The sequence below is a fragment of the Massilia sp. Bi118 genome (assembly GCF_918697865.1).
GTDB lineage: Bacteria > Pseudomonadota > Gammaproteobacteria > Burkholderiales > Burkholderiaceae_D > Telluria.
Window position 1 is genome coordinate 280,645 of sequence record NZ_CAKKMV010000002.1, and the last position, 26,827, is coordinate 307,471.

Sequence of the window (26,827 nt, forward strand, 5' to 3'; positions counted from 1 at the left end):
ATTTGCGCGTTTTTCGCTGTTTTTGTTGACCTAATTTATTTTTGTTTCTACATTATGCGAAACAAAACGTAATTTCGAGACACCAGATGACCAAGAGCCCATTCCGTTTTCGTTCCCTCGCCGGCTGCGTCCTCGCCGCCTGTGCCACCCTTGCGCTGCCGGCCCAGGCCGCCCCCCTGGGCCAGCTGCGCAGCGTCAAGCCCGGCGCCGACGGCCATTCCTGGGACCTGCGCACCGACAGCGGCGCCCATGTACAGGTCAGCCTGGCCGGCGCCGCCGTGCTGCGCATCTGGGCGGCGCCGGGCGAGACCCTCACCGGCCCCGGCGACAAGGCGGCGGCCATCGTGGTCGGCACGCCGGCCGCCGAGGTCGCGCACACCGTCGAGGAAACGCCTTCTTATATCGCGATCAAGACCGCGGCCCTGACCCTGCGCATCGAGCGCAAGCCGCTGCGCTTCACGCTCTACCGCGCCGGTGAAGAGACGCCATTGTGGCGCGAGCTGCAGCCGATCGACATCGCAGGGAAGCAGGCGGTGCAGGTGCTGTCCAGCGACGCCAACGAACGCTTCTTCGGCGGCGGCCAGCAGAACGGACGCTTCGAATTCAAGGGCCGCGAGCTGCCGGTGTCGTATTCGGGCGGCTGGGAAGAGGGCGACCGCCCCAACCCGGCGCCCTTCCTGCTCAGCTCCAAAGGCTGGGGCATGCTGCGCAATACCTGGAGCGACGGCAGCTACGACCTGCGCAACCCGGAGCAGTCGGTGCTGCAGCATGCGGAGAACCGCTTCGATGCCTACTACTTTGTCGGCAAGGACCTGCGCGGCGCGCTCGGCCTGTACACGGCATGGACCGGGCGCGCGCGCCTGCTGCCGCGCTGGGCCCTGGAATACGGCGACGCCGACTGCTACAACGACGGCGACAACGTCAAGAAGCCGGGCACCGTGCCGCAAGGCTGGACCGACGGCCCGACCGGCAAGACGCCGGACGTGGTCGACAGCGTGGCCAGGCGCTACCGCGAACACGACATGCCGGGCGGCTGGATCCTGCCGAACGACGGCTACGGCTGCGGCTACACCAGCCTGCCGGAAACCGTGCGCGGCCTGGCCGGCTACGGCTTCCGCACCGGCCTGTGGACCGAAAACGGCGTCGACAAGATCGCCTGGGAAGTCGGCCAGGCCGGCACCCGCGTGCAGAAGCTGGACGTGGCCTGGACCGGCAAGGGCTACCAGTTCTCGCTGGACGCCAACAAGGCCGCCTACGACGGCATCCTCGACAACTCCGACAGCCGCCCCTTCATCTGGACCGTGATGGGCTGGGCCGGCACCCAGCGCTACGCGGTGGCCTGGACCGGCGACCAGAGCGCCAGCTGGGACTACATCCGCTGGCACGTCCCGACCCTGGTCGGCTCCGGCCTGTCCGGCCAGGCCTATGCCAGCGGCGACGTCGACGCCATCTTCGGCGGCAGCCCGGAAACCTATACCCGCGACCTGCAGTGGAAGAGCTTCACGCCGGTGCTGATGGGGATGTCCGGCTGGTCCGCCGCCGAGCGCAAGCATCCGTGGTGGTTCGAAGAGCCTTACCGCAGCATCAACCGGCGCTACCTGAAGCTCAAGCTGCGCCTCACGCCCTACATGTACACGCTGGCGCGCGAAGCCGAGGACAGCGGCGCGCCGCTGGTGCGCGGCCTGATGTGGGACTACCCGCAGGACCCGGCGGCCCTGACCGAACGCTATAAATACCAGTTCCTGCTGGGCCGCGACCTGCTGGTGGCGCCGGTCTACCGCAGCCAGGCCGCCAGCGGCGGCTGGCGCAAGGGCATTCACCTGCCGCAGGGCACCTGGTACGACTACTGGGACGGCCGCCAGGCCACCGCCGGCGCGGAAGGGCGCGACCTCGACATGCAGGTCACGCTGGACAAGCTGCCGGTGTTCGTGCGCGCCGGCGCCATCCTGCCGATGTACCCCGAAACGCTGTTCGACGGCCAGAAGCCGAAGGACCGGGTCACCTTCGACGTCTACCCGGCGGCGCAGGGCAGCTCCGAATTCGTCCTGTACGAAGACGACGGCAACACCCGCCGCTACCGCGACGGCGAATCCAGCCGCCAGCGCATCCGCATGCATGCCGAAGGCGCCGACCTGCAGCTGGAAGCGGGCGCTGTCGACGGCAGCTATGCCGGCCAGGAAGCGCGCCGCGGCTACGGGTTGCGCATGCCGGCCGCGCACGCACCGGCTTCCGTGCTGGCCGGCGGCCGCAGCCTGCCGGCTCTGCAGAGCGCCGCCGTGCTGCAGACCAGCGCCGAGGGCTGGTTCTTCGACGCCGCGGAGCGCGGCGGCACCCTGCACGTGAAGACCGCGCCGCAGGACATCCGCCAGCCGCTGGCGATCGGCGTGCGCGGCGTGCTGGCCGCCCGCGCCGACGATGCCTTCCCGGCCGCGCCGGACGCGGGCCGCGCGATTCCAGCGGATGCGATCACCGTCATCAACCGTCCGGCCGAAGAACCGGGCCAGGGCCTGGAGCGCGCCTTCGATGGCAAGCCGGAGACCTGGTTCCGCACCGTGCGCAGCCAGGCGGTGCGCAGCGGACCGCACGAATGGGTGCTGGGCTTCAGCGAGCGCCGCCTGCTGGACGGCATCGAACTCGCGCCGCGCAACGACAAGCACTGGAAGAGCGGCCAGGTGCGCGACTACGAAGTCTACGTCGCCGACAGCAATGGCGACTGGGGCACGCCGGTGGCGCGCGGCCGCCTCAAGCTGGCCGAGGGCATGCAGACGATCGCCTTCCCGGCCAGCGCCGGCCGCCTGCTGCGCTTCCGCGTGCTGAGCGTGCACAACCCGGACGGCGACGGCGCCAGCGCGCTCGATCCGATGGTGAGCGCCGCCGAAGGCAAGGCCCCGGCCCGCGCCTACGATGCCGCGCTGCCGGCCGATGTGCCGCCGATCGCGCTGTCCGAGTTCCACGTGCTCGAACACCGCACGCCGGAGTGCCCGGAAATCCAGCGCTACCTGTCCGAGCTGCCGCTGCCGAAGACGGTGGCGCGCGACCGGCCGGCCAGCAAGGCGCCTGAGATGCGCATGAACGGCCTGCGCTTCCGCAAGGGCCTGGGCGTCGGCCCGAACAGCCGCATCGACCTGGCATTGAGCGGCGACTGGACGCTGCTGCGCGCCGACCTCGGCGTCGACGACAGCTGCCGCACGGCCGGCGGCCTGCAGTTCCAGGTCTGGAGCGGCAGCAAGCTCCTGTACGACAGCGGCCTGGTGAAAGCACCGGGCGTGGTCAAGCCGGAAATCGACATCCGCGGCCTGCGCGAGCTGAGCCTGCGGACCCTCGGCGCGCAAGGTCCGAGTCCGGGCCGGGTCTGCGCCAACTGGGCGAATGCCCAACTGACGGGAAGCGAAGGCGCCACCGTCACCCCTCGCTGATTTAATCCACTACGACAAAGCCAGGCCCCTGTCCCGAACAGGGAGGGGAGCCTGCATCCTTCACCAAGGGAGAAGTGCATGAAAACGAAGCGTCTCACACTCCGCGACGATGCCATCCGCCGCGCCGCCGCCATCCTGATCGCACTCGCCGCCGGCGGCAGCAGCCAGGCCTGGGCCCAGTCGAATGCCACCACCACCATCTTCGGCGAAGTCCGTACGCCGGCCGGCGCCACGGTGGTAATCCAGAACCTGGCCACCGGCGCGCAGCGCAGCCTGACCCCGGACGCCACCGGCCGCTACGTGGCCAGCTCGATGCCGCCGGGACGCTACGCGGTCAAGGTGCTGCGCAGCGGCGCGGTGGAAGCCAGCCGCGAGGTCGAGGCGGTGGTCGGCTCGGGCGTGGAAGCCAGCTTCGGCGCGGGTGGCGATGCCGCCGCCGGCGCCACCCAGACCGTGCTGGTGAGCGCGACGCGCCAGGTGATCGACGTCTCCAACACGAACAACGGCGTGGTCTTCACGGCGCGCGAACTGCGCTCGCTGCCGGTGGCGAACGACATCGCCTCGGTGGTGCAGCTGACCCCGGGCGCCAACCGCGGCACCAACGGCCAGTACGGCAACGCGCCTTCGATCTCGGGCTCCGGCCAGTCGGAAAACGCGTTCTACGTGAACGGCTTCCCGGTCACGAACATCCTGACCCAGGTCGGCGCCTCCGAACTGCCCTTCGGCGCGATCTCCAACATGCAGGTGCTGTCGGGCGGCTACGGCGCCGAGTTCGGGCGCTCGACCGGCGGCGTGATCAACGTCACGACCCGCAGCGGCGGCAACAAGTTCGAGTTCGGCGGCAAGCTGCAGTTCCTGCCGGCGCGCCTGCGCTCGGCCCCGGAAAACATCTACTGGCCGCAGACCGGCGCCCATCCGGACACCGACGGCAAGCTGCTGTACTGGAACCGCGACAACAGCTCGCGCAGCCGCATCGCCGGCCTGTACGGCAGCGGCCCGATCCTGCGCAACAAACTGTTCGCCTTCGTCGCCCTGGAGCGCACCGTCAGCGACGGCGAAGCGGTAGCCGCATCCACCGATTCCAGCCCCGCCGCCAAGGCGAGCTCCGGCTGGAGCAGCACGCACAGCGTCACCAACCGCTACCTGGCCAAGCTGGACTGGAACATCACCGACGACCATCACGTCGAGTTCACCCGCCTGTACGACCGCAGCACCGGCAACAGCAGCGCCTACGGCTACGACTACGCCACCTTCACCAAGGGCAGCACGGTCACCACGGTCAACCCGACCACGATCAACTGCTGCGGCGGCGGTTCCGCGCCGGGCGCCGACGCCAGCATCCTCAAGTACACCGGCTACCTGAGCGACAAGCTGACCGCCACCGCGCTCTACGGCGACACCCGTTCGATCCACCAGCGCATCCCGACCAACTACGATCCGACCCTGGCCCAGACCTCGTCCAGCATCACGACCCAGGTGCCGGGCCTGGTCTACAACAACCCGCAGAAAGTGACCGGCAGCCTGCCCGATCCGGCCACGCAAGACCGCCAGAAGGGCCTGCGCCTGGACCTCGAATACAAGCTGGGCGCCCACGCGCTGCGCGGCGGTATCGACCGCATCGAGGTCGAATCCCTGGTCGGCAACGTGCTGGCCGGCGGCTATCGCTGGACCTACCGCAAGACCGCGAATCCGACCCGTCCGATCAACGGCGCCTTCGAGACCCCGGCCCAGGGCGGCGGCTACGGCGTGCAGGGCTATTACGTCAGCAAGGATCTCGACACCAACCTGGCCAAGCCGACCAGCGTGCAATCGGCCCAGTACCTGCAGGATCACTGGCAGGTGAGCGAACGCGTGCTGCTCGACCTCGGCCTGCGCCGCGAGCAGTTCACCAACTTCACCAGCAGCGGCGAGGCCTTCATCTCCCAGCGCAACATGATCGCGCCGCGCTTCGGCGCCACCTGGGACGTGAAGGGCGACAGCTCGCTACGCGTGTTTGCCAACGCCGGCCGCTACCACCTGCCGGTGCCATCGAACCTGTCCAGCAACATGGCCGCGCCGCTGCTGCGCACCAGCCAGTTCTACACCTACACCGGGGTCGACCCGGCCACCGGCGCGCCGACCGGCCTGCATGCGATCAGCGAGCCGTACTCCGCTAACAATGCCTACGGCAAGGGCCGCGATGCGCGCGAGGTGACGGCGATCGGCTTGAAACCGCTGTCGCAGGACGAGGTCTCGCTGGGCTTCGAGCGCGCCTTCAACAAGCGTCTGGTGGCCGGCGCCAGCGTGCTGTACCGCCGCCTGAACGACACCAACGACGACACCTGCGACGCCCGCCCGATCGAGGCCTGGGCCGTGCGCAACAATGTCGACACCGGCAACTGGGGCGGTTTCCAGTGCGCGATCATGAACCCGGGCCGCGACAACAACCTGTACATCGACTTCGCCGACGGCAAGGGCCTGCGCCGGGTCGACATCTCGGCCGCCGAGTGGGGCAACCCGCTGCCCAAGCGCACCTACAAGGCGCTGACCGTGTTCGCCGAGCATCCGTTCGCGGACGGCTGGTACGGCAAGCTGACCTATGCCCTGTCTGCGCTGAAGGGCAACATGGAAGGCCAGACCGACACCATCGGCGGCGGCGACGTCGCCCTGACCGTCAGCGACGACCACAAGGAGCTGATGTACAACGCCTACGGCTACCTGCCGGGCGACCACCGCCACCAGATCAAGGCCTATGGCTTCGTGCAGGTGATGCCGCAGGTGACGGTGGGCGCCAACCTGGCGCTGATCTCCGGCTCGCCGCGCAATTGCATCGGTGAGCTGCCGGCCGAGCTGCACTTCGACGACGACTACGGCGCGGCCTACTTCTTCTGCGAAGGCAAACCCTCGCCGCGCGGCAGCCGCGGACGCACGCCCTGGCAGATGCAGCTCGACCTGAACGCGGCCTGGAACCCGGCCTTCGCCAAGGGCCTGAGCCTGAAGCTGGACGTGTTCAACGTCCTCAACCGCCAGACCGTGACCCGCTACAACGAAACCCGCGAGGACGGCGGCGGCGACATTTCGCGCAGCTACCTGCAGATCGCGAGCCGCACCGCGCCGCGCTCGGTGCGCGTGAGCGCCGAATACAACTTCTGAGCACCAAAGGAGAAAAGATGAAACGACGCGAGTTCCTGTTAAACAGTGCGAAGGCCGGCGGCGCCGCGCTGGCCGCCGGCCTGGCCGGCCCGGTCTTCGGCGCCGCCCGCGAGCGCCTGCGCCTCGGCATGATCGGCACCGGCATGCGCGGCCAGGTGCTGCTGAAAGAACTGCTGCGCCGCGACGACGTCGACGTCGTCGCCCTGTGCGACATCGAACCGGTGATGCTCGGCCAGGCCCTGGCCCAGGTGGAAAAGGCCGGCAAGCCGCGTCCGCAAGTGTATGGCGAGGACCGCGACAGCCGTGCCTACCGGCGCATGCTGGATGCGCGCCAGCTCGACGGCGTGATCATCGCCACGCCCTGGGAATGGCATGCGCCGATGGCGATCGACGCCATGCGCGCCAGGGTGCCGGTCGGCTGCGAGGTCGTGGCCGGCATCACCCTGCAGGACCATTGGGACGTGCTGGACACCCAGATCAAGACCGGCACGCCCTATATGCTGCTGGAGAACGTGTGCTTCCGGCGCGACGTGATGGCGGTGCTGCAGATGGTGCGCGCCGGCGTGTTCGGCGAGATCGAGCACCTGCAGGGCGGCTACCAGCACGATTTGCGCGCCGTGAAGCTGAACGGCGGCGATGCGGCGCACACCTATGGCGGCGGCGTCGAATTCGGCAGCAAGGGCTGGTCCGAAGCGCGCTGGCGCACCGAGCACTCGGTGCGGCGCAACGGCGAGCTGTATCCGAGCCACGGCATCGGCCCCTGCGCGATGTACACCAACATCAACCGCGGCAACCGCTTCACCCGCATCAACAGCTTCGCCACCAAGGCGCGCGGCCTGCACGACTACATCGCCAGCCAGGCGCCGGACCATCCGAACGCCAGGGTGAAGTTCAGCCTGGGCGACGTGGTCACCACCACCCTGGCCACGGCCAACGGCGAGACCATCATCCTGCAGCACGACACCTCGCTGCCGCGCCCGTACTCGCTGGGCTTCCGCGTGCAGGGCACCAAGGGCCTGTGGATGGACGTGAACCAGGGCGTGCACGTGGAAGGCGTCAGCAAGCCGCACAGCTGGGACCCGTTCCAGGTGTGGCAGGACAAGTACGACCACCCGCTGTGGCGCCGCTACGGCGAGCGCGCAGCCGGCGCCGGCCATGGCGGCATGGACTTCTTCGTGATCCACGCCTTCATCGAAGCCTTGAAGGCCGAGGCGCCGATGCCGATCGACGTCTACGACGCCGTCACCTGGAGCGCCATCACGCCGCTGTCCGAACAGTCGATCAAGCAGGGCTTCCAGACCCTGGACTTCCCGGACTTCACGCGCGGCGCCTGGAACAAGCGCAAGCCGATCTTTGCCTTCGACGACCGCTACTGATCCCATGCTCAAGCGACGCTGCTTCATCCAGGGCATGGCGGCGATGGCGCTGCCGCTGGTCTCCACCGCCCAGGCCGCGCCGGCCGCGCGGGTTCGCCTGCCGGCGCGGGCCACCGGCAGCGTGGTCCCGCAGACCATCGTCGGTCTCAGCTACGAAACCGACAACCTGCGCGATCCGCGCTTCTTCTCGGCCTCGAACACCGGCCTGGTCGAGGCCTTCCGGCGCCTGAACCCGCAGGGCGTGCTGCGCCTGGGCGGAAATACCAGCGACCTGGCGCGCCCGGCCGGCTTCGAGGGGCCGCTGCCGGTGCTGCATCCGCTCTACCGCAACCGCGAACGGATCCAGCCCTACTACGATGTGACGCCGGAAGCGCTCGATGCGCTGGCCGGCTTCCTCGACGCCACCGGCTGGAAGCTCATCTTCGGCATCAACATGCGCGCCGACAGCCCTGAACTGGCGGCGCAGTATGCGCGCATGGTACGCGCGCGGCTGGGCTCCCGTTTGCTCGCGATCCAGCTCGGCAATGAGGCGAACAACTACTTCAAAACCTACGAGGATTACAAGGCGGCGTGGGACCGCATAGTCGCGCCGCTCGGCCGTACGGGCATCGCCGGGCCGGACAGCGGCGCCAACACCGACTGGGTACAGCGCTTCGGCCGGGAAGTGCCGGAATCGGTGCTGCTGAGCCGTCACTATTACCGCGAGGCGGCCGAGCGTGGGTCGCTGGCCGACATCCTGCAGCACGATGCGGACTTCGACCGCGAGATCGCCACGCTGGCCAAGGCCGCGCGCCGCCATCCGCAGGGCTTCTGGCTGACCGAGACCAATTCCTATTACCGCGGCGGGCGCGTTGGCGTCAGCAATGCCTTTGCCTCGGCGCTGTGGGGACTGGACTTCACGCTGTCGGCTGCCTGGCACGGCGCCACCGGCGTGTGCTTCCAGGGCGGGCCGCGGCGCAGCATCGAAAGCTCGCTGGAAGGACACGACACCGGCGGCCGCGGCGCCGACAGGGACGAAGGTCTCATCGCCCGCATCGAGGCGGCAGCCTCGAACTACTCGCCCATCGGCGGCGACCTGGAGACCGGCTTCGCGCCGCGTCCCCTGTACTACGGCCTGCTGTGCGCCCAGTTGCTGGCCGGCGGGCGATTCTACGAACTCGAACATGCCGAGCCGCAGCCGAACCTGCGCATGTACGCGACCGCGCACGGCGACGGCTTGCGCATCGTCGCCATCAACACCAGCGCGGACACGCCGCGCGTGCTCGCCCTCGAAGGCCTGCGCCCGCGCGCCCGCGTGCGCGCCGCGCCGCTGCGGGCGCCCAGCCTGGACGCGCGCCATGCGCTTGCCTTCGGCGAGGACGAAGGCACGCTGCTGCCGGGCGCCGCCTGGACCTTGCGCTACCGCGATCTGCCGCCGGTTGCGCAGGACGGCCGGATCGAACTGACGCTGCCCGCGGGCTCCGCGCTGCTGCTGCACACAAGCTGAACACCATAAAACGAAAACAAGGAGGAGAACATGAAGTTGACGACAATGCTGGCGGCCCTGGCCGCGGCGGGATTGGCCTCGGGCGCGTACGCGGCCGGCCAGGTGGAAGAGCAGGGCGCCCAGGAAGGCCAGGCCAAGGACGCCGTCAAAGCGGACAAGATGGCGCGGGTCGAGGTGACCGGCTCCAGCCTGAAGCGCATCAACGCCGAAACCGCCTCGCCGGTGCAGGTGATCGACGCCAAGCAGATCGAGAACATGGGCGCGCGCACGCTGCTGCAGGTGCTCGACAACCTGCCTGCAGCGCGTCCGGCCCAGCAGGATTTCCGTTCGATGTTCACCGGCTCGGACGGCGGTTCGCAGGCCAACCTGCGCGGCCTCGGCGCCCAGGGCACGCTGGTGCTGCTGAACGGACGCCGCCTGTCCTTCTACGGCGCGCCGTCCGGCTTCCAGACCATGTTCGTCAACATCGACGCGATACCGGCCGCGGCCATCGAGCGCATGGAAGTGCTGACCGACGGCGCCTCGGCCGTGTACGGCTCGGATGCGGTGGCGGGCGTGATCAACGTGATCACCAAGAAGAACTACCAGGGCCTCGAAGTCCGCGCCAGCAATGACTCGTCGCAGCGGGTCTCGTCCTACGGCGAGCGCCAGGGCAGCATCCTGTTCGGCAAGGGCGATATCGGCAACGACGGCTACAACGTCTACGGTTCCCTGAACCTGTACCAGCGCGACCGCATCGCCCTGGCAGACACCTACGACAAGCGGCCCGAGTACTTCTACGTCAACAACCCGAGCTTCATCCCGAATTTCCGCATCGGCACCGGCAGCGAGCCGGGCACCATGAATCCGGGCACCCTGTTCGTGTTCGATCCCACGAAGAACAATGCCCGTATCCAGCGCGCGGTGAACGGCTGCCCGTCCTACGTGACGGAGGCCTCGGGCACGCGCTGCGTCTGGAACAACCTGCCGTATGCGCTGGACACCGGACCGTCCTCGAAGCGCGCCACCGGCTATGTGGCCGGCCGCCTGCGCCTGTCCGACGGCTGGGAAGGCTTCGCGGAAGGCGCCTATACGCACATCCGCATGCGCGGCGAGAACGGCCCGCGCAGCTTCAACAGCGGCAGCACCAGCAACTGGTTCGCGCGCAATACCGGCACCACGCTGAATACCTTCGTCAATCCCTACCTGGGACCGAACAACGTCTACCTGAAGGGCAGGCTGGATCCGGACATGGCGGCGCAGATGGGCGGCGCGGCGGGCCTGAACTACATCCTGCAGGACGCGCCCGGCCACTTCGGCCAGACCAACATCGACGACAGCTACCGCGCCCTGGCCGGCCTGCGCGGCACCGTGTTCGGCGACTGGGACTTCGAAACCGCGCTGGCCATCGCCGGCAGCCATTCGACCCTGTACCAGACCACCAACATCAACACCAAGGGATTCGAGAAGGCCTTCGGGCCGACTACCATCGATCCGGTCACCAAGCGTCCGTACATTGCCGATAATCCGGCCTACAAATTCGGCGAGATCAGCGAGGCCAATGCGGCCCTGCTGCGCGAAGCCTTCCCGACCTTCGACATCCAGTCCTGGACCCGCTTGATCACCTGGGATGCCAAGATCGAGGGCACCATCGCCAGGATCGGCGAGCGCGAAGTGCGCGCCGCCGTCGGCACCAGCCTGATGCGCGAGAGCTTCGACACCCCCGGCAACGCCGACGCCGCGGACGGCCTGATCACCCAGCAGGGCGGCTCCTGGTTCGACGGCAAGCGCACCATCGGCGCCGTGTTCGGCGAAGTGGTGGTGCCGCTCACCGACAAGCTCGAACTGAACGCAGCCGCGCGCCTCGATAAATACCCGCACTTTGCCGCCAACCTGGCGCCGAAGGTCGGCGTGCAGTGGCGCGCCCGCCCAGAGCTGCTGGTGCGCGGCACCTATTCGGAAGGCTTCCGCGCGCCCAACCTGGCCGAGTCGGGCGAGGGCGGCGTGTTCGCCCAGGTCGGTGGCATCCGCGACACGGTGCGCTGCGACGAGACCAATGCGATCGCGCGCCTGCTGATGAAATCCGTCACCGCCACCGACGTCGATCTCGGCAAGAACCTGCTGAACTCGAACTGCTCGACCACGGTGGGCGGCCTGACCCCGCCGAACCAGGACCTGCAGCCGGAGAAGGCGAAGATCGCAACCTTCGGCGTGGTGCTGCAGCCGGTGTCGAACGTCAGCATCTCGCTCGACTACTGGTTTATCAACCGCCGCAACGAGATCGTGCGCCAGGACTTCAACCAGCTGTTCACCGACCTGGTCGACCAGTACGGCCCGACCCTGGCCGGCACCGATCATGCGATCCGCAACGCGCTTACCGACGCCGACCGCGCCAACATGGCGGCCGCGCAGGGCATGTGCGCGAATCCGGCGAATGCCGCGGCCTGCGCCGCCGGCGTGCCGGGCTACTCGGTCGGGAACTTGGGCGGCCTGATCAACTCCTACCTGAACCGCGGCCGCACCCTGGTCGACGGCGTCGACATCGACGCGCGCGCCCGCTTCTCGCTGGGCGCATGGGGCAAGCTGGGGACGGGCGTGGCAGCCACCATCCGTCGCCGCGAGACCTACAACTACGAGGACGGCAGCGGCTTCTCGGGCAACTACGTGGGCTACTACGATTCGCCGCGCCTGCGCGCGACGGTCAACGCCGACTGGAGCTACCGGAACTTCGTGACCAGCCTGTTCGTGAACTTCACGGGCCGCACCAAGTGGGCCTACGGTCCCTACGACACCGACAACGCGCCGGAGAACTGCACCGCGGCCGGGGTCTCGCTGCCGGAGACCTCCTGCGACGGCGCGCCTTCGTACACCACGGTCAACCTGGGCTTCACGTGGAAGCCGATGAAGAACCTGGACCTGGGGCTGAACATCAAGAACCTGCTGGACAAGCGTCCCTACTACGATCCGAACGGCTGGGAGGGCTATAACCACGCCCAGAACCTGTTCGGACGCCAGTTCGCGCTGTCGGCGGCCTACAAGTTCTGGTAATCCGCTTCGGCTTGAAAAGCCCGGCTGCTTTGTCGAAGCAGCCGGGCTTTTTACTTTATACGCGCTTGATGATGCGGCGGCGGCTCACGCCAAGCCCCGCAAGGCCCAGGCCCAGCAGCGCGAAGGCCGAGGGCTCGGGCAACTGCACGGACAGGCTGTCGATGCCGATGTAGTTGGCGTCGTCGGCCGGGCCGGTGTAGCGGATCGCGAAGCGGCCGATGCTGTCGGCGATGCCGGTGCCGGCGAAGTCCAGGGTGTAGCGGGTCCAGTCGCCGGTGGGCGCCGCCGTCAGCGCGCCGAGCACGAAATCGGCGGCGCCGGTGCCGCCCGTGCTCAGGCCGAACTGGAAGCTGTCGAGATAACCCGGATCCGCCCCAGCGCGCACATAAAAGGAGACGGTGCCGCGGGACGTGGTCGAGAACTCGGGGCTGATCAGCCAGTCGTCGATGCTGCCGCCCGCGGCCGCGCTGTTGTAGTTGGCGCCGAGGTAGGCGTTGGGCGCGCCGTCATACGCGTCGAACACCCGGGTGTTCCCCTGGAAGAAAGCGTTGGTCCCGGCAGGCGTGCTGGCATTGCGCAGGATGAAGCCTTTGGCGGCCAGGCCGGCGACGTCGTCGAAGCTTTCGATGATGTTGGCCTGGGCGGCGCCGGCGCAGGCGAGGAGGAGGGCGCAGGCGAATGGTTTGAACCGTGGTTTGAGCATGAGGGTCTCCTGGACGATTGTGATCACTGCAGCGGCAGGGCGTTGAGGTCGACGGCAGGCGGCGTGCCGGTGGCCGGGCGCGTGAAGTTCTGGTTGATCGGCACGTAGGTGCTGAAGAAGCCGCCGTTGCGCAGGTAGAAGCGGCTGTTGCGCAGGCCGCCGGCGTAATCCATGCGCTGGGCGTTGGCGGCGGTGGCGTCGCCGGTGAAGCGGGCCGTCGTGATCTCGCTCCAGTTGCCGGCAGCCGTGCGCGCCCACTGGTTGCCGTAGTCGGCCGAGCGCTCCATGTAGCCGTTGGTGTCGATGAAGTTCTCGAGGAAGGAGTAGACGCCGGTCAGGTAGCTGTTGGCGGTCGCCGGGCGCTTCCAGGTGGCGATGTACTTCCAGACACCGGTCTCGGGGGCGAAGAACCAGGCCGAGTAATCGGTGCCGCCGGCGCCGTCCGCGTGCGCGCGTGTGATGAAACGGTAGGTATTCCCGGCCACCCAGGGAAAGCGCAGGTAGGACTGGCCGCCCGTGCCTTCGCCGCCGAAGCCGTTGTCGACCACGCCGCCGCCCTTGCCGACCAGGGTCGTCTTCGCGCCACTGTCCGCGTCCCAGACCGAGAACAGCATCCAGCGCTCGCTCGGCGATTTCACCTGCATGCCGAAGTAGCCGCCGTTGAAGCCGTTGGCCATGAAATAGGAGCCGATCTTGTCCTGGCCATGGGGCACCGTGACCTCGTTGTAGAAGTACTCGGTTTGCGCCGGCACCGTAAAGCCCAGATGCACCGAGGGACCACGGCGGGACCAGTAGTAATTCGCAGGATCGTTCGCGTAGTTGAGCGTGGCGTCGGTCGAGACACCGATCGAGGACACGTCGCCGAAATAGCCGCCGTCCTTGCTGACGCCCTGCAGGTCGACCTTGACGTAGCCGGCGGGGACGATCAGGGAGCCCACTGCATAGTTTTTGGTGGCGTTCCCGGACAGTTTCACATCGAAGGGCACGCCGTTGACGCTGACGCGCACGGTGCTCTTCGTGCTTCCCGCCAGGCGCGCATTGAGCGATACCGTCACCGTGGCCGGGCAGCTGCGCGAGCAGTTCGGCGATGCGGCCACTCGAAAGTAGGTGCTGGTGACCGTGCCGGCGCTGGTCCAGTTGGCGAGGCCGTTCGAGGTGATGATTTCCGCGGCGTTGGACGCGGCGCTGGTGATGAAGGCGTTCCCGGCCAGCGCGACGACGGCATCGCCGGCCTGGGCCGACAGCGGCGCGGCGGCCATGGCGGCGGCGAGGGCGGCTGCCTTCAACAGCATGATCCTGTGTTCCATTCCTATCTCCTTGTGTTTGACGTAAGCCCCGGCAGCGGGGATGAAAACCCATGCAACATAAAACGAAAGATAATGTTTAAAAATCTTTCTTTTTTGTTATGTATGCCTAGGTAATCTACGAACAAAGGAAAGTATCGTCAACAAAAAGATAAATAAAATGGATTTATTCGATGAATATCGCCTTATTAAGTTTCGTTTGAGTGAAATTCGGCTTTTTGATCTTTCGATTGGATTGCGCAAAAGAAAACGGACCTGGCGGCGCGTAGCCGGCAGGTCCGTTGACGGGTTAAGAACAGCTCTTAGACCACCGCCCCCAGCTTGAAGATCGGCAGATACATCGCGACGACGAGGCCACCAATCAGCACCCCCAGAATCACCATGATCATCGGCTCCATCAGCGAAGACAGCGCACTGACCGCCTCATCGACTTCCTCTTCATAGAAGTCCGCCACCTTGCCCAGCATGCCGTCCAGCGCGCCGGATTCTTCGCCGATGGCGACCATCTGCGTCACCATGTTCGGGAACACGTTGGCGTTCTGCATGGCGGCCGTGAGGCTGGTGCCGGTGCTGACTTCGGTCTGGATCTTCCTGGTCGCTTCCAGGTAGACCGCGTTGCCGGCGGCGCCGCCGACGGAGTCGAGGGCTTCGACCAGCGGCACGCCGGCCGCGAACATGGTGGCCAGGGTGCGGGTCCAGCGCGCGATGGTCGCCTTGCGGATCACTTCGCCGAACACCGGCAGGCGCAGCATCAGGCGGTCCATGGCCTGCTGCATCTTGAGCGAGCGGCGCCAGGACTGGAAGAAGAAGTAGATGGCGCCGAACAGCGAGCCGAAGATGATGTACCACCACTTCACCACGAAGTCCGACATCGCCATCACGACCAGGGTCGGGGTCGGGAGGTCGGCGCCGAAGCTGCTGAACACCTCCTTGAATGCGGGCACGACCCAGATCATGATCACGGCGGTGACGATGAAGGCGATCGCCAGGATCGCGATCGGGTAGGTCAGGGCCGACTTGATCTTGGCCTTCAGGGCCAGGGTCTTTTCCTTGTAGACGGCCAGGCGCGTCAACAAGTCTTCGAGGATGCCGGCCTGCTCGCCGGCGCCCACCAGGTTGCAGAACAGCGGGTCGAAGTAGAGCGGGTATTTGCGGAAGGCGTTGTTCAGGCTGGTGCCGGTCTCGATGTCGGCGCGCAGGTCCATGATCAGCTTGGACATCGACGGGTTCGAATGGCCCTTGCCGACGATGTCGAAGGACTGCAGCAGCGGCACGCCGGCCTTCATCATGGTGGCCAGCTGGCGGGTGAACAGGGTCAGGTCCTTGTCGACGATCTTCTTGCCGCTGCGGTAGGCCTTCTTCTTGACCTTGGTGACCATGATGCCCTGGCGGCGCAGCGTCACGTTGACGATGGTTTCGCCGCCGGCGCGCATCTCGCCGCGCACGGTCTTGCCGGTCTTGTCCTTGCCTTCCCAGGCGTAGACGAATTCCTTGATCTGGGCGCTGCCGCCGCTGCGCGCTGAGGCCGAAGTTGCCATGTGTGGTCCCGTTTCTAAAACTATTCGTTGGTACAGCCGAGCACTTCTTCGAGGCTGGTCAGCCCCTGTTTCACCTTCATCAGGCCGGAGCGGCGCAGCGAGTTCACGCCTTCGCTTTCCGCTACCGCGGCGATCTCCATCGCGTTGCCGTTGGCGAGGATCAGGGCCTCGATCGCCGGCGAAATCGGCATGATCTGGTAGATGCCGACCCGGCCCTTGTAGCCCGAGCCCAGGCAGCGCTCGCAGCCCACCGGGCCGTAGGGCTTCCAGTCGCCATCCAGGTCGGCGTCGCGGAAGCCGGCCGCCTTCAGCACCTCGCGCTCGGCCTCGAGCGGCTGCTTGCAGGTGCACAGGCGGCGCGCCAGGCGCTGGGCGGTGATCAGGATGACGGAGGAGGCGATGTTGAAGGGCGCGACGCCCATGTTCATCAAACGCGTCAGCGTCGACGGCGCGTCGTTCGTGTGCAGGGTCGAGAACACCATGTGGCCGGTCTGGGCGGCCTTGATGGCGATGTCCGCGGTTTCGAGGTCGCGGATCTCGCCGACCATGATGATGTCGGGATCCTGGCGCAGGAAGGCCTTCAGCGCGACCGGGAAGGTCAGGCCGGCCTTCTCGTTGACGTTGACCTGGTTCACGCCGGGCAGGTTGATCTCGGCCGGGTCTTCCGCGGTCGAGATGTTGATGCCCGGTTTGTTCAGCAGATTCAGGCAGCTGTACAGCGAGACCGTTTTACCGGAACCGGTCGGTCCCGTCACCAGCACCATGCCGTAGGGGCGGGTGATGGCGTCGATCAGCAGCGCTTTCTGGTCCGGGTCGTAGCCGAGCGCGTCGATGCCCATCTGCGCCTGGGTGGCGTCGAGGATACGCATGACCGTCTTCTCGCCGAACAGGGTCGGCAGGGTGCTGACGCGGAAGTCGATGGTCTTGGTTGCCGACAGCACCAGGCGCATGCGGCCGTCCTGCGGCACGCGCTTTTCGGAGATGTCGAGCTTGGCCAGCACCTTGATGCGCGAGACCAGCTTGTCGCGGATCGACAGCGGCGGCGCCAGGTGGTCGCGCAGCACGCCGTCCACGCGCAGGCGGATCCGGTACTGCTTTTCATAGGGCTCGAAGTGGATGTCGGACGCGCCCAGCGTGATCGCGTCCATCAGCACCTTGTTCAGGAAGCGGACGATGGGCGCGTCCTCGACTTCGGTGGCGGCGGCCGCATCGGCCTGGCTCGTTTGCGGCTCGTCCTCCGCGAATTCGATCTCGGCGTCGTCGCCCACCAGTTCGCTGATGCTCTGTTCGGCGTTCTTGGTCAGCGTGGACAGCAGGGCCAGCAGGGTGTCGTGGGGCACGATCACCGGCTCGACCGAGGCTTCGCTCTGGAACTTGATCTGGTCCAGGGCCTGGGAATTGGTCGGATCGGACAGCGCCACCGACAGCTTGTTGCCGCGCTTGGCCAGCGCGATCACGCGCTGGGCCTGCATCAGACGGGCGTCGATGGCGTTGGCCGGCAGCGAATCCACGCTGAAGGTGGAGAGGTCGAGCAGCGGGTAGCCGAAGGTCTCGGCGCAGAACACGGCCAGGCTGCGCGCGTCGATGAGGCCGGCGCCCAGCAGGGTGTCGATGAAGCCGGTCTTGTCCGCCGCCGCCTTCTTCTGCAGGCCGTCCGCCTGCGGCATACTCAGGCGCCCAGCCTGGACCAGGGCGCGCGCCAACCCGGGCAATGCGGTGCCTGCGGTCGTGTTGGGGAGGACTGCTGCCATAGGATCAGGGACGGAGTGGCGACAAGGAGCCGGGCTGGACGGTCATGCCCGGTGGCTGCTTTGGATGATGCCCGTAGGCATCAGATTTGTAAAGCGATTGACGTAGGGAGAGAGGCGTGCATACCACGTAGACGAAATGGTATTGCTGAGGTGACAAGCATGGAAGTGGTGACATTGGGGGCTCCTGAAAAGGGCCTGCATCCCTCGACCGTCGTTCCCGCGCAGGCGGGAACCCAAGTTTGCAGCGTCTCGTTAACTCATGCAGAACTTGGGTCCCCGCCTTCGCGGGGACGACGTTGACAGGTTGCGGGCCGGGTTTAAGCTACCAGCCACCGTTTGATAACAACCGGCCTTAACAGTTTCACCACTCTGATTGACTGATTCTGCACCTGCACCACTTCAATCACGACCCCACCCACCTTCAGCGCAATCGGGAACTCGGGAATTTCCTGCAGCTGTTCGAGCAGCAGGCCGTTGACCGTCTTCGGGCCGTCCAGCGGCAGGTCCAGGGCCAGCTTCTTGTTGATGTCGCGCAGGGGCGTGCTGCCTTCCAGCAGGCATTCGCCTTTCGCGTTCCAGGCCATGGCGTCGGCGCGTGCGGTGGCCGGGGTCGAGGTGGTGTAGTCGCCGATCATTTCCTCGATGATGTCCTCGAGCGTCACCAGACCCTGCACCTCGCCGTATTCGTCGACGATGATGCCCAGCCTTTCCTTGTTTTCCTGGAAATACTGGAGCTGGGTGAAGACGTCGGTGTCCTGCGGGATGAAGTAGGGCTCGGTCAGGAGGGCGCGGAAATCCTCGACCGTCGGTTCATCGGACTGGCTCAGCAGGCCGACCGTCTTGCGCACCGGCAGGATGCCGACGATGCGGTTGATTTCTCCCTCGTAGACCGGCAGCTTGCGGTGGTAGCAGGTGATCAGCTCGGCCTTGATTTCCTCGATCGGGCGGGCCAGGTTCAGGGCTTCGATCTGGGGGCGTGGCGTCATGATGTCCTCGACCGAGATCTTTTCCAGGTCGAACAGGTTGAGCAGGATGCTCTTGTGCTTTTGCGGCATGAAATTGCCGCCTTCCAGCACGACGGTGCGCAATTCCTCGGCCGACAGGCGCTGCTGGTGGGCGTCGGCGTTCGCGCGGATGCCCAGCGGGCGCAGGATGGCGGAGACGAACAGGTTGACGAACCAGATCGCCGGCTTGGCCAGCTTCATCAGCGGCCGCAGCACCAGGCTGGTGCCCAGCGAGATCTTTTCCGGATAGGTGGCGCCGATCACCTTGGGCGCGATTTCGGCAAACACGATCAGCAGGAAGGCCACGCTGGCGGTGGCGATCGTGATCACGCCTTCCTCGTGGCCGAAGGACAGGATCGCGATCGCCGTCACCAGGGCGGTGGCCATCGCATTGATCAGGGTATTGGCAATCAGGACCAGCGACAGCAGCTTGTCGGTGCGTTCCAGCAGCCACAGGGTAGTGATGGCGCCGCGGTGGCCGCGCTTGGCCAGGTGGCGCAGGCGATATTTATTCGCCGCCATCAGGGCCGTTTCCGCCATCGCGAAAAAGGCCGAGCAAAGAATCAGGAGGACCAGGGCAAGGACGAGCGCCCAAAGGGGTACGGTTTCCAAGGTTGACCGTGAAGAAGCAGCTAAGGAAGGCTGATTCTAAAGGTATGGGGTGGGGGCTGCAAGTTTGGCTAGTATGTACAGTTTGACACGTCGTTCCCGCGAAGGCGGGAACCCAAGTTCTGTTTGAACTAACGTAACGCACGCAAACTTGGGTTCCCGCCTGCGCGGGAACGACGGTATCTATTAGCGAAGCGCCAAACGCTTCCCGGCAACCGGCGCCGCCAGCACCGGGCTGTCATCCAGCTTGAACACCGCCAGCGCATTCGACAGCTGCACGGTCTGGTCGCTCAGCGACTCCGCCGCCGCCGAGGCTTCCTCGACCAGCGCCGCATTCTGCTGCGTGGTCTGGTCCATGTCGTCGATGGCGCGGCCGATCTGTTCGATGCCCTGGCTCTGGCGCTGGCCGGCTTCGCTGATCTCGGCCATGATGTCGTGCACCTTGCGCACCGAGTTGACGATCTGGTCCATGGTGGCGCCGGCTTCGTCGACCAGCGCAGTGCCGGCCGTGACTTTCGACACCGAGGCGGTGATCAGTTCCTTGATTTCCTTGGCGGCGGCGGCCGAGCGCTGGGCCAGGGTCCGCACTTCGCCGGCGACGACCGCGAAGCCGCGGCCCTGTTCACCGGCGCGCGCCGCTTCGACGGCCGCGTTCAGCGCCAGGATATTGGTCTGGAAGGCGATGCCGTCGATGACCGAGATGATGTCCACGATCTTCTTCGACGATTCGCTGATCGAGCCCATGGTCTGCACCACGTTGCCCACCACTTCGCCGCCGCGGGTGGCGATGCTGGTGGCCGAGACCACCAGCTCGTTCGCCTGGTTGGCGTTGGCGGCGTTGGCGCGCACGGTGTCGGTGAGGGATTCCATCGCGCGAGTCGTGTTGCCCAGGCTCGAGGCCTGCGACTCGGTGCGGCTGGCCAGGTCGGCGTTGCCGCTGGCGATTTCCGCGCTGGCCATCGAGATGGTCTCGGCCGAGGTCTTGATCTCGGCGACCATGGTGGCCAGGCGCGCGCGCATTTCCTTCAGCGCCACCAGCAGGCTGCCGGTGTCGCCCGGCTCGGTGCGGATTTCCATCGACAGGTCGCCGGCGGCCACGCCCTGCGCGATCTCGCGCGCATAGGCCGGTTCGCCGCCCAGTTGCTGCCAGATGGTGCGCACCACGAACCACGAGACCACGGCCAGGGCCAGGATCACGATCAGCGCGGTGATGACGATGGAGGTCACGACGCTGCGCACCTTCGAGGCGCTGCGTTCGATGCCGGCCTTGAACTGCTGCTGGGCCGATTCGTTAAACTTGGCGACGTCCGCGTTCAGGGTAGTCAGCGCGGCCTGCATCTTGCCGACGGTGGCCTGGGCGTCGCCCTGCTCGAGTTCGAGCATGATCCTGGCGGAGGACAGCGCCGGGGCATAGTAGTCCTCGAATTCCTTGCTCAAGCGCTTGGCGCTGGCTTGCTGGCCTTCGATCTTGCCGATCTCGCCCAGGCGGCCGCGGACCTTGCCGGCCAGTTCGTTGATCTGCGGGACACGCGCCTTGTCGCCTTCGCTGACGGCGTCGCGCAGGCCGTTGGTGACCGCTTCGATTTCGGCGGCCAGCGCCTTGGATGCGCCCAGGGCCGGGAAGTCGACGCTTTCGGTCATGTGGATGGAGTTCAGGGCGCCGGTCGCGATGCTCGCGCTGACGGCCACGCCCAGGCCGAAGATGATGGTCGAGATAACCGGTAGTGCCCAAATTCTGCGCTTGATGCTCATGCTGCCGTGTCTCCTGAAAATGAACAACCCGCGCCCGGAAAAGATCGGGGCGCGGGCATGAAGTAAGGCCTTATTGGGCGCTGTAGATCACCTTGACGGAGCCGTCGACTGCGCTCTTCTCGATGTAGCCGATGGCCTTCGGATCGCTTGCCACCGCCTTCTTGACGGCGGCGCTGTCGGCGGCTTCCTTCGGCATCGTGGCCTTGCCGGTGAAGACCAGCTTGGACCACAGGGACTTGACCTGGGAAGCGTCCTTGTCCGTCACCTTCTTGTAGAACTCGGCGCGGATAGCGGCGCTTTCCGGCTGGTCGACCGGGGTCATGGCCGAGGATTTACCGAGGAAGAAAGCGGCGACCTGGTCCTTGGTCATGCTGGACTCGGAGGCCTTCGGGTTGACGACGACGACCACTTCGGCCATGGCCGGCAGGGCCAGCGCCAGGGCGGCTGCTGCGATGCTTGTTTTGATTAGTGCTTTCATCTGTGTCTTTCTCAAACCTTAGAACACGAAGTCGAGGGCGACGGCGCCGACGGTGACCGGGCCCTTGAAGCCGGGCTGCGGCGCCAGGAACAGGCCGGTGCCGTTTTGCGGGCGGACGCGGTCGATCTGGGCCTTCAGGGCCACCGAACGGTAGAAGTCCCAGCGCACGCCGATGGTGTCGGTGGTCTGTTCGCCCTGGCCGATGCCGTTATTCTTCAGGGTGTTGACGCCGCCGCGCAGGACCGCCATGGTCGGGGTGCAGGCCGCCGGGTAGCCGGCCGGGCAGCTTGCCGGGACGGTGTTGGCCGGGACGCTGTCGATCTTCAGTTCCGAGTGGATGTAGTAGGGCAGGACCTTGCCGAAGCGGTAGCCGGCCATCGCGTACCAGGCGCTGGTGTCGTTGACGTAGCTGTCGGTCTTGCGCTTGGCGTACTCGGTCTGGACCACGATGTTGTTCCAGTCCAGGCCCAGGCCGGCCGAGGTGAAGGAGGCCTTCTTCTTGTTCAGCTGCAGGTCGTCGGCGAGCTGGTTCAGCTGCGCGAAGTGGTAGCCAGTGCCGGCGCTGCGCAGCCCAGCCAGCAGGCCGTTCAGCGAAGCGGAGGTATTGATGGTCATCTTGGCGTCGGCGCGGCCGAGGCGCAGCGTCAGCGGACCGCGTTCGGCCACCAGGTTCACGGCGCTCACGTGGTGCGCCTCGACAGTGTTACCGACCAGTTGGCCTTCACGGTTGCCATACGCAACTTGTGCGGTGACGGTGGTGTCGCCGAAACCGTGCTGCCAGGTGACGTCGGCGCCGTCGATGCTGCTGAAGGGAACCTGGGAGTACAGCTCGCTCGGCGGACGCAGGAAGGTGTTGGCGTAGCCGACGTTGCGGTAGTCGGAAATCATGAAGACCGGCAGGCCGATGCGGCCGACGCGCACGCTCAGCTCGTCATTGATCCTGGCCTTGGCGAAGGCCCACGACAGTTCGGCGCCGAAGTCGTCTTCGGCATCCTTGCGCACCAGGCCCTGGCCGGTGACGGACAGCCAGCTGTTGACGGCGTAGTCGGCCTGCAGGCCGAGGTTGGAATCGATGCCGGTGGTGACGTTTTTCCTGGCGCCGCTGGCCTGGTTCGGACGGCTGAACTCGGCCTGGTCGCTGTTGGTCCAGGTCAGGGCGCCGGTGCCGAAGCCGCTGATGCGCACGCCGGCGCTATCCTGGGCGTAAGCGGTCGAGACGGCCAGAGGCAGGGCGAGCAGAGTCGCCGCAATAATGCGTTTATTCATGGGATTAGCCTGCAAATTTCGTACTTCGGACGGGGAGAGTTCTTGTTCTAGGACGCAGTCGGTGGCGGGAATTGGGCCACGGTGGGTTTCCTGTAATTAATTGTAAGCAGGCAGTATTTTTTTGCCGCAAGGAAAATAAATAATCACCAATAATCACCCTGGATTTGGCGTGTTTTTTGTTGTGCTAAACAGACAGGAAGCGGTGTCTGATTGATTCAAAGATATTGAACGATGCAGGCGCGGAAAGGATGTCAGTTCCACCAGTGGGAGGTGGTGCCGGCTTCCGGCAGACGGGCCTGGCGGGCGGCGTGGACGATGCCGGCGTCGACGGCCTGGTCGGCCGTGTAGATGCGGGAGCTGCCGGTGAGGTAGCCGCGGATGTCGTGCGGTGATCTGGCGCCGCGCGTGGCCTCTTCGAAGATGGCGGCATAGCGCTCGGCATCGAAGTCGAGGCAGTCGCGCCATTCCGAGATACGGGCGTGATCCGCCGCCACCAGGTTGCCGAAGCCCCAGTGCAGCGGGTGGATCAGGAAGCGGGTGCCGGGACAGGCGTAGCGCTTGTGGCCGGCCAGGAAGATGGCGACGCCCACCGATTCGACGCTGCCGACGTTCCAGGTGGTGAGGGGCAGGGGCAGGGACTTGAGGAAGTAGTACAGGGCGAAGCCGGCCGTCATATTGCCGCCTTCGGTCGACATGTGCAGTTCGATTTCAGTGGCGCCACTCTGCAGGGCCTGCAGGCACAGGTTGCGCACCGTGCAGGCAGAAGTGGCGTTGATGGGGCCGATGAAATGGACGACGTGCAAAGCCATGCGTGCTATCTCCTTTGAGTCGCTTCAAGCATAGCAAGTTTTGCGATTTCGCCTTGTTCAGCTGCCCCGGTAGGTGGAATAGGACCAGGGCGTGACCACCAGCGGCACATGGTAATTCTGGCTCGGGTCGGCCACGCCGAAGGCGATCGTCACGCGGTCGATGAAGCGCGGGGAGGGCAGGGCGACGCCCTGGGCCGCGAAATAATCGCCGGCCGCGAACACCAGCTCGTACTGGCCGGCCTTGAGCTGCTCCCCCTCCAGCAGCGGCGCGTTGCAGCGGCCGTCGCTATTGGTTACCTCTTGCTTGACGAGGCTGCGCTGGCCGCCCTCGACCGCATACAGCTCCAGCTTCACGCCGGCGCCCGGCTTGCCCTGCGTGGTGTCGAGCACGTGGGTGCTGAGTTTTCCCATGGTTCTTCCTATATGTGAGGCCTGAACTCGGCTATGCGGGGGATGATATACCTTTGTGCTTCTTGCAATATAAGATGAGGAATATATTCTCCATCCTGAGCTTCCATCCTGCGAGTCCCCATGAGCACATACGACAATTACCCGCGCGACCTGATCGGCTACGGCCGCACGCCTCCCCATCCGCAATGGCCGGGCCAGGCCCGGGTCGCCCTGCAGTTCGTGCTCAACTACGAAGAGGGCGGCGAGAACAATGTGCTGCATGGCGATGCGAATTCGGAGACCTTTCTCTCCGAAATCATAGGTGCGCAAGCTTTCCCCATGCGCCACATGAGCATGGAATCGCTCTACGAATACGGCTCGCGGGCCGGCCTGTGGCGGGTGCTGCGCATCTTCGAGGAGCGCAAGCTGCCGCTGACGGTGTTCGGGGTGGCGATGGCGCTCAAGCGCAACCCGGAAGCGGTGGCGGCCTTCCGCGAGCTGGGCCACGAAATCGCCTGCCACGGCCTGCGCTGGATCTCCTACCAGAACGTCGACGAAGCCACCGAGCGCGCCCACATGAAGGAAGCGGTCGACATCATTCGCGAGCTCACCGGTGAAGCGCCGCTCGGCTGGTACACCGGCCGCGACTCGCCCAACACCCGGCGCCTGGTGCTTGAGCACGGCGGATTCGTTTACGACGCCGACCATTACGGCGACGATCTGCCGTTCTGGACCGAGGTGCCGTTCACGGATGCAAACGGCTGGCATGCGGTGCGGCCGCACCTGGTGGTGCCTTACACCCTGGATACGAACGACATGCGCTTCGCGGCCATGCAGGGCTTTAATTCCGGGACCCAGTTCTTCGACTATCTGAAGGATGCCTTCGATGTGCTGTATGCGGAAGGGGATCCGAAGGGGCTGAACCAGCCGAAGATGCTGTCGATTGGCTTGCACTGCAGGCTGGTTGGACGGCCGGCAAGGGCGGCGGCGCTGGCGCGGTTTCTGGATTATGTGCTGACGCATCAGCATGTGTGGATCACGCGGCGGATTGATATTGCGCGGCACTGGGAATCGGTTCACCCTTTCGTTAAATAGTCGCCACGTCGTCCCCGCGAAGGCGGGGACCCAAGTTTGTTGAGTTAACGCGGAGCACGCAGAACTTGGGCCCCGCCTTCGCGGGGGCGACGATGCGAGCGGAAGTGGTTATATGTAGTTTTGATGATATCCAAAATCATCTAATACTTATAAGTAGCGCCCCCTCCGGTGTTAATCTCGCAAGCTGGGTTAAATCCGAGGCAACAATGTCAACACCGATCCGATTCTTCTACCGCGGAGCCGTTCAGGAAGTCAGCAACGTCTCCCCCACGCAGACCGTCCTGCAGCACCTGCGGGAAGACCTGCATTGCACCGGCACCAAGGAAGGCTGTGCCGAGGGCGATTGCGGCGCCTGCACCGTGGTGATCGGCTCGCTGGAGAACGGCCAGCTCGAGATGAAGGCGGTGAATTCCTGCATCCAGTTCACGCCGACCCTGGACGGCAAGGCCTTGTTCACGGTCGAAGACCTGGCGCAGGGCAGCCAGCTGCATCCCGTGCAGCAGGCGCTGGTCGAATGCCACGGCTCGCAGTGCGGCTTCTGCACGCCGGGTTTCGCGATGTCGCTGTGGGGGATGTACCTGAAAAAGGACGAGCAGGGCTCGTCCGAATGCCCCTCGCGCCGCGAGATCGACGACACCCTGTCCGGCAACCTGTGCCGCTGCACCGGCTACCGTCCTATCATCGATGCCGCCCGCCGCATGACGGAACTGCCGCGCGTGGACTTCGACCGCGAAGCGCTGGCGAATACCCTGCGCGGCCTGCAGCATGAAGCGGGCACCGTCTACATCGCCCAGGGCCAGACCTTCCACGCCCCGCGCACCGTCGACGAGCTGGTAGCGGCGCGCGCCGCCCATCCGCAAGCGGTGCTGCTGGCCGGTTCGACCGACGTCGGCCTGTGGGTCACCAAGCAGATGCGCGAACTCACAGACATCATCTACCTCGGCCACGTCGAAGAACTGAAAAGCGTGCGTCAACAAGATGACATGCTCGAGATCGGCGCCGGCGTCACGCTGAACGACGCCTACGCCGCCATCTGCGCGCGCTATCCGGAGCTCAGCGAACTGTGGCAGCGCTTCGCCTCGCTCCCCATCCGCAACGCCGGCACCCTGGGCGGCAATGTCGCCAACGGCTCGCCGATCGGCGATTCCATGCCCTGGCTGATCGCGCTTGGTGCCTCCATCGTGCTGCGCGGCCCGAACGGCGAACGCGAACTGGCGCTGGAAGACTTTTATCTCGGCTACCAGCAGAAGGATTTGCAGCCGGGCGAATTCGTGCAGGCGCTGCGCATCCCGCTGCCGCGCGCGAACATCGCCTTCCGCACCTATAAACTGGCGAAGCGCTTCGACCAGGACATCTCGGCCGTGTGCGCCGCGTTTGCCGTCGAGCTGGACGGCGGTATCGTCAAGGAAGCCCGCATCGCCTTCGGCGGCATGGCCGCAACCCCGAAACGCGCGGCGCTGGCCGAAGCCGCATTGAACGGCCGCGCCTGGGACGAGACAGCGATGAAGGAGGCGATGGCCGCACTGGCCAAGGATTACGCCCCGCTGAGCGACATGCGCGCCTCGAACAACTACCGCATGCAGGGCGCGCAGAACCTCCTGCGCCGCTTCTGGCTCGAAACGCGGCTGGACAACCCGCTGCCCGCCGAAGCATTGAACGTGTTTGCGCAACTGAGCGCCTGAGGAGATCCG

The 26,827-nt window shown here is 66.0% G+C and carries 17 protein-coding genes; 7 read left to right on the forward strand and 10 right to left on the reverse strand.

Translation table 11 applies throughout. The features are described from left to right. The first annotated feature begins 86 nt into the window (after nucleotides 1-86). The 5 genes from LQV39_RS03960 to LQV39_RS03980 all read left to right on the forward strand — a co-directional run bounded on the left by LQV39_RS03960 (nucleotide 87) and on the right by LQV39_RS03980 (nucleotide 12,437). On the forward strand, nucleotides 87-3,416 hold the full coding sequence (locus LQV39_RS03960) for a TIM-barrel domain-containing protein (RefSeq protein ID WP_230020440.1): 3,330 nt from the start codon (nucleotides 87-89) through the stop codon (nucleotides 3,414-3,416). Nucleotides 3,417-3,494: 78 nt separating this feature from the next. Continuing rightward, the gene (locus LQV39_RS03965; protein WP_230020441.1) at nucleotides 3,495-6,548 is read left to right on the forward strand and encodes a TonB-dependent receptor; all 3,054 of its coding nucleotides are present in this window, start codon (nucleotides 3,495-3,497) and stop codon (nucleotides 6,546-6,548) included. Nucleotides 6,549-6,565: 17 nt separating this feature from the next. Further along, nucleotides 6,566-7,924 (forward strand): Gfo/Idh/MocA family protein, encoded by a 1,359-nt coding sequence (locus tag LQV39_RS03970; RefSeq protein WP_230020442.1) that lies wholly within the window; start codon nucleotides 6,566-6,568, stop codon nucleotides 7,922-7,924. 4 nt (nucleotides 7,925-7,928) lie between these two features. Continuing rightward, a complete protein-coding gene (locus LQV39_RS03975) occupies nucleotides 7,929-9,410 on the forward strand; it encodes a hypothetical protein (protein WP_230020443.1) in 1,482 nt (493 codons plus the stop codon). A 30-nt stretch (nucleotides 9,411-9,440) separates the two neighbouring features. Then, a complete protein-coding gene (locus tag LQV39_RS03980; RefSeq protein WP_230020444.1) occupies nucleotides 9,441-12,437 on the forward strand; it encodes a TonB-dependent siderophore receptor in 2,997 nt (998 codons plus the stop codon). Between the two features lie 55 nt (nucleotides 12,438-12,492). Here LQV39_RS03980 and LQV39_RS03985 read toward each other — a convergent pair whose 3' ends face one another. The 10 genes from LQV39_RS03985 to uraH form a co-directional block, all read right to left on the reverse strand. Then, nucleotides 12,493-13,140: a choice-of-anchor J family PEP-CTERM protein gene (locus tag LQV39_RS03985; RefSeq protein ID WP_230020445.1), complete on the reverse strand. Its 648-nt coding sequence runs from the start codon at nucleotides 13,138-13,140 to the stop codon at nucleotides 12,493-12,495. 23 nt (nucleotides 13,141-13,163) lie between these two features. Then, on the reverse strand, nucleotides 13,164-14,447 hold the full coding sequence (locus LQV39_RS03990) for a DUF3472 domain-containing protein (protein WP_230020446.1): 1,284 nt from the start codon (nucleotides 14,445-14,447) through the stop codon (nucleotides 13,164-13,166). 299 nt (nucleotides 14,448-14,746) lie between these two features. Continuing rightward, nucleotides 14,747-15,982 carry a type II secretion system F family protein gene (locus tag LQV39_RS03995; RefSeq protein ID WP_230020447.1) on the reverse strand — a complete coding sequence of 412 codons (1,236 nt, stop codon included), beginning with the start codon at nucleotides 15,980-15,982 and terminating at the stop codon, nucleotides 14,747-14,749. Nucleotides 15,983-16,002: 20 nt separating this feature from the next. Beyond that, a complete protein-coding gene (gene pilB / locus LQV39_RS04000) occupies nucleotides 16,003-17,733 on the reverse strand; it encodes a type IV-A pilus assembly ATPase PilB (RefSeq protein WP_230020448.1) in 1,731 nt (576 codons plus the stop codon). A 317-nt stretch (nucleotides 17,734-18,050) separates the two neighbouring features. Beyond that, nucleotides 18,051-19,349: an HlyC/CorC family transporter gene (locus LQV39_RS04005; RefSeq protein ID WP_230020449.1), complete on the reverse strand. Its 1,299-nt coding sequence runs from the start codon at nucleotides 19,347-19,349 to the stop codon at nucleotides 18,051-18,053. A gap of 183 nt (nucleotides 19,350-19,532) precedes the next feature. Further along, nucleotides 19,533-21,098 (reverse strand): methyl-accepting chemotaxis protein, encoded by a 1,566-nt coding sequence (locus LQV39_RS04010; protein WP_230020450.1) that lies wholly within the window; start codon nucleotides 21,096-21,098, stop codon nucleotides 19,533-19,535. 70 nt (nucleotides 21,099-21,168) lie between these two features. Then, on the reverse strand, nucleotides 21,169-21,576 hold the full coding sequence (locus tag LQV39_RS04015) for a hypothetical protein (protein ID WP_230020451.1): 408 nt from the start codon (nucleotides 21,574-21,576) through the stop codon (nucleotides 21,169-21,171). Nucleotides 21,577-21,594: 18 nt separating this feature from the next. After that, on the reverse strand, nucleotides 21,595-22,842 hold the full coding sequence (locus LQV39_RS04020; protein WP_230020452.1) for a hypothetical protein: 1,248 nt from the start codon (nucleotides 22,840-22,842) through the stop codon (nucleotides 21,595-21,597). Between the two features lie 251 nt (nucleotides 22,843-23,093). Beyond that, nucleotides 23,094-23,651: an ATP-dependent Clp protease proteolytic subunit gene (locus tag LQV39_RS04025; protein WP_230020453.1), complete on the reverse strand. Its 558-nt coding sequence runs from the start codon at nucleotides 23,649-23,651 to the stop codon at nucleotides 23,094-23,096. 57 nt (nucleotides 23,652-23,708) lie between these two features. Further along, the gene (uraH, locus tag LQV39_RS04030; RefSeq protein WP_230020454.1) at nucleotides 23,709-24,062 is read right to left on the reverse strand and encodes a hydroxyisourate hydrolase; all 354 of its coding nucleotides are present in this window, start codon (nucleotides 24,060-24,062) and stop codon (nucleotides 23,709-23,711) included. A gap of 120 nt (nucleotides 24,063-24,182) precedes the next feature. Between uraH and puuE the strand changes: the two genes are divergently transcribed. Then, a complete protein-coding gene (gene puuE, locus LQV39_RS04035; protein ID WP_230020455.1) occupies nucleotides 24,183-25,136 on the forward strand; it encodes an allantoinase PuuE in 954 nt (317 codons plus the stop codon). Between the two features lie 206 nt (nucleotides 25,137-25,342). Further along, nucleotides 25,343-26,818, forward strand: a complete 1,476-nt coding sequence (gene xdhA, locus LQV39_RS04040) for a xanthine dehydrogenase small subunit (RefSeq protein ID WP_230020456.1) — start codon at nucleotides 25,343-25,345, stop codon at nucleotides 26,816-26,818. The last annotated feature ends 9 nt before the right edge of the window (nucleotides 26,819-26,827 follow it).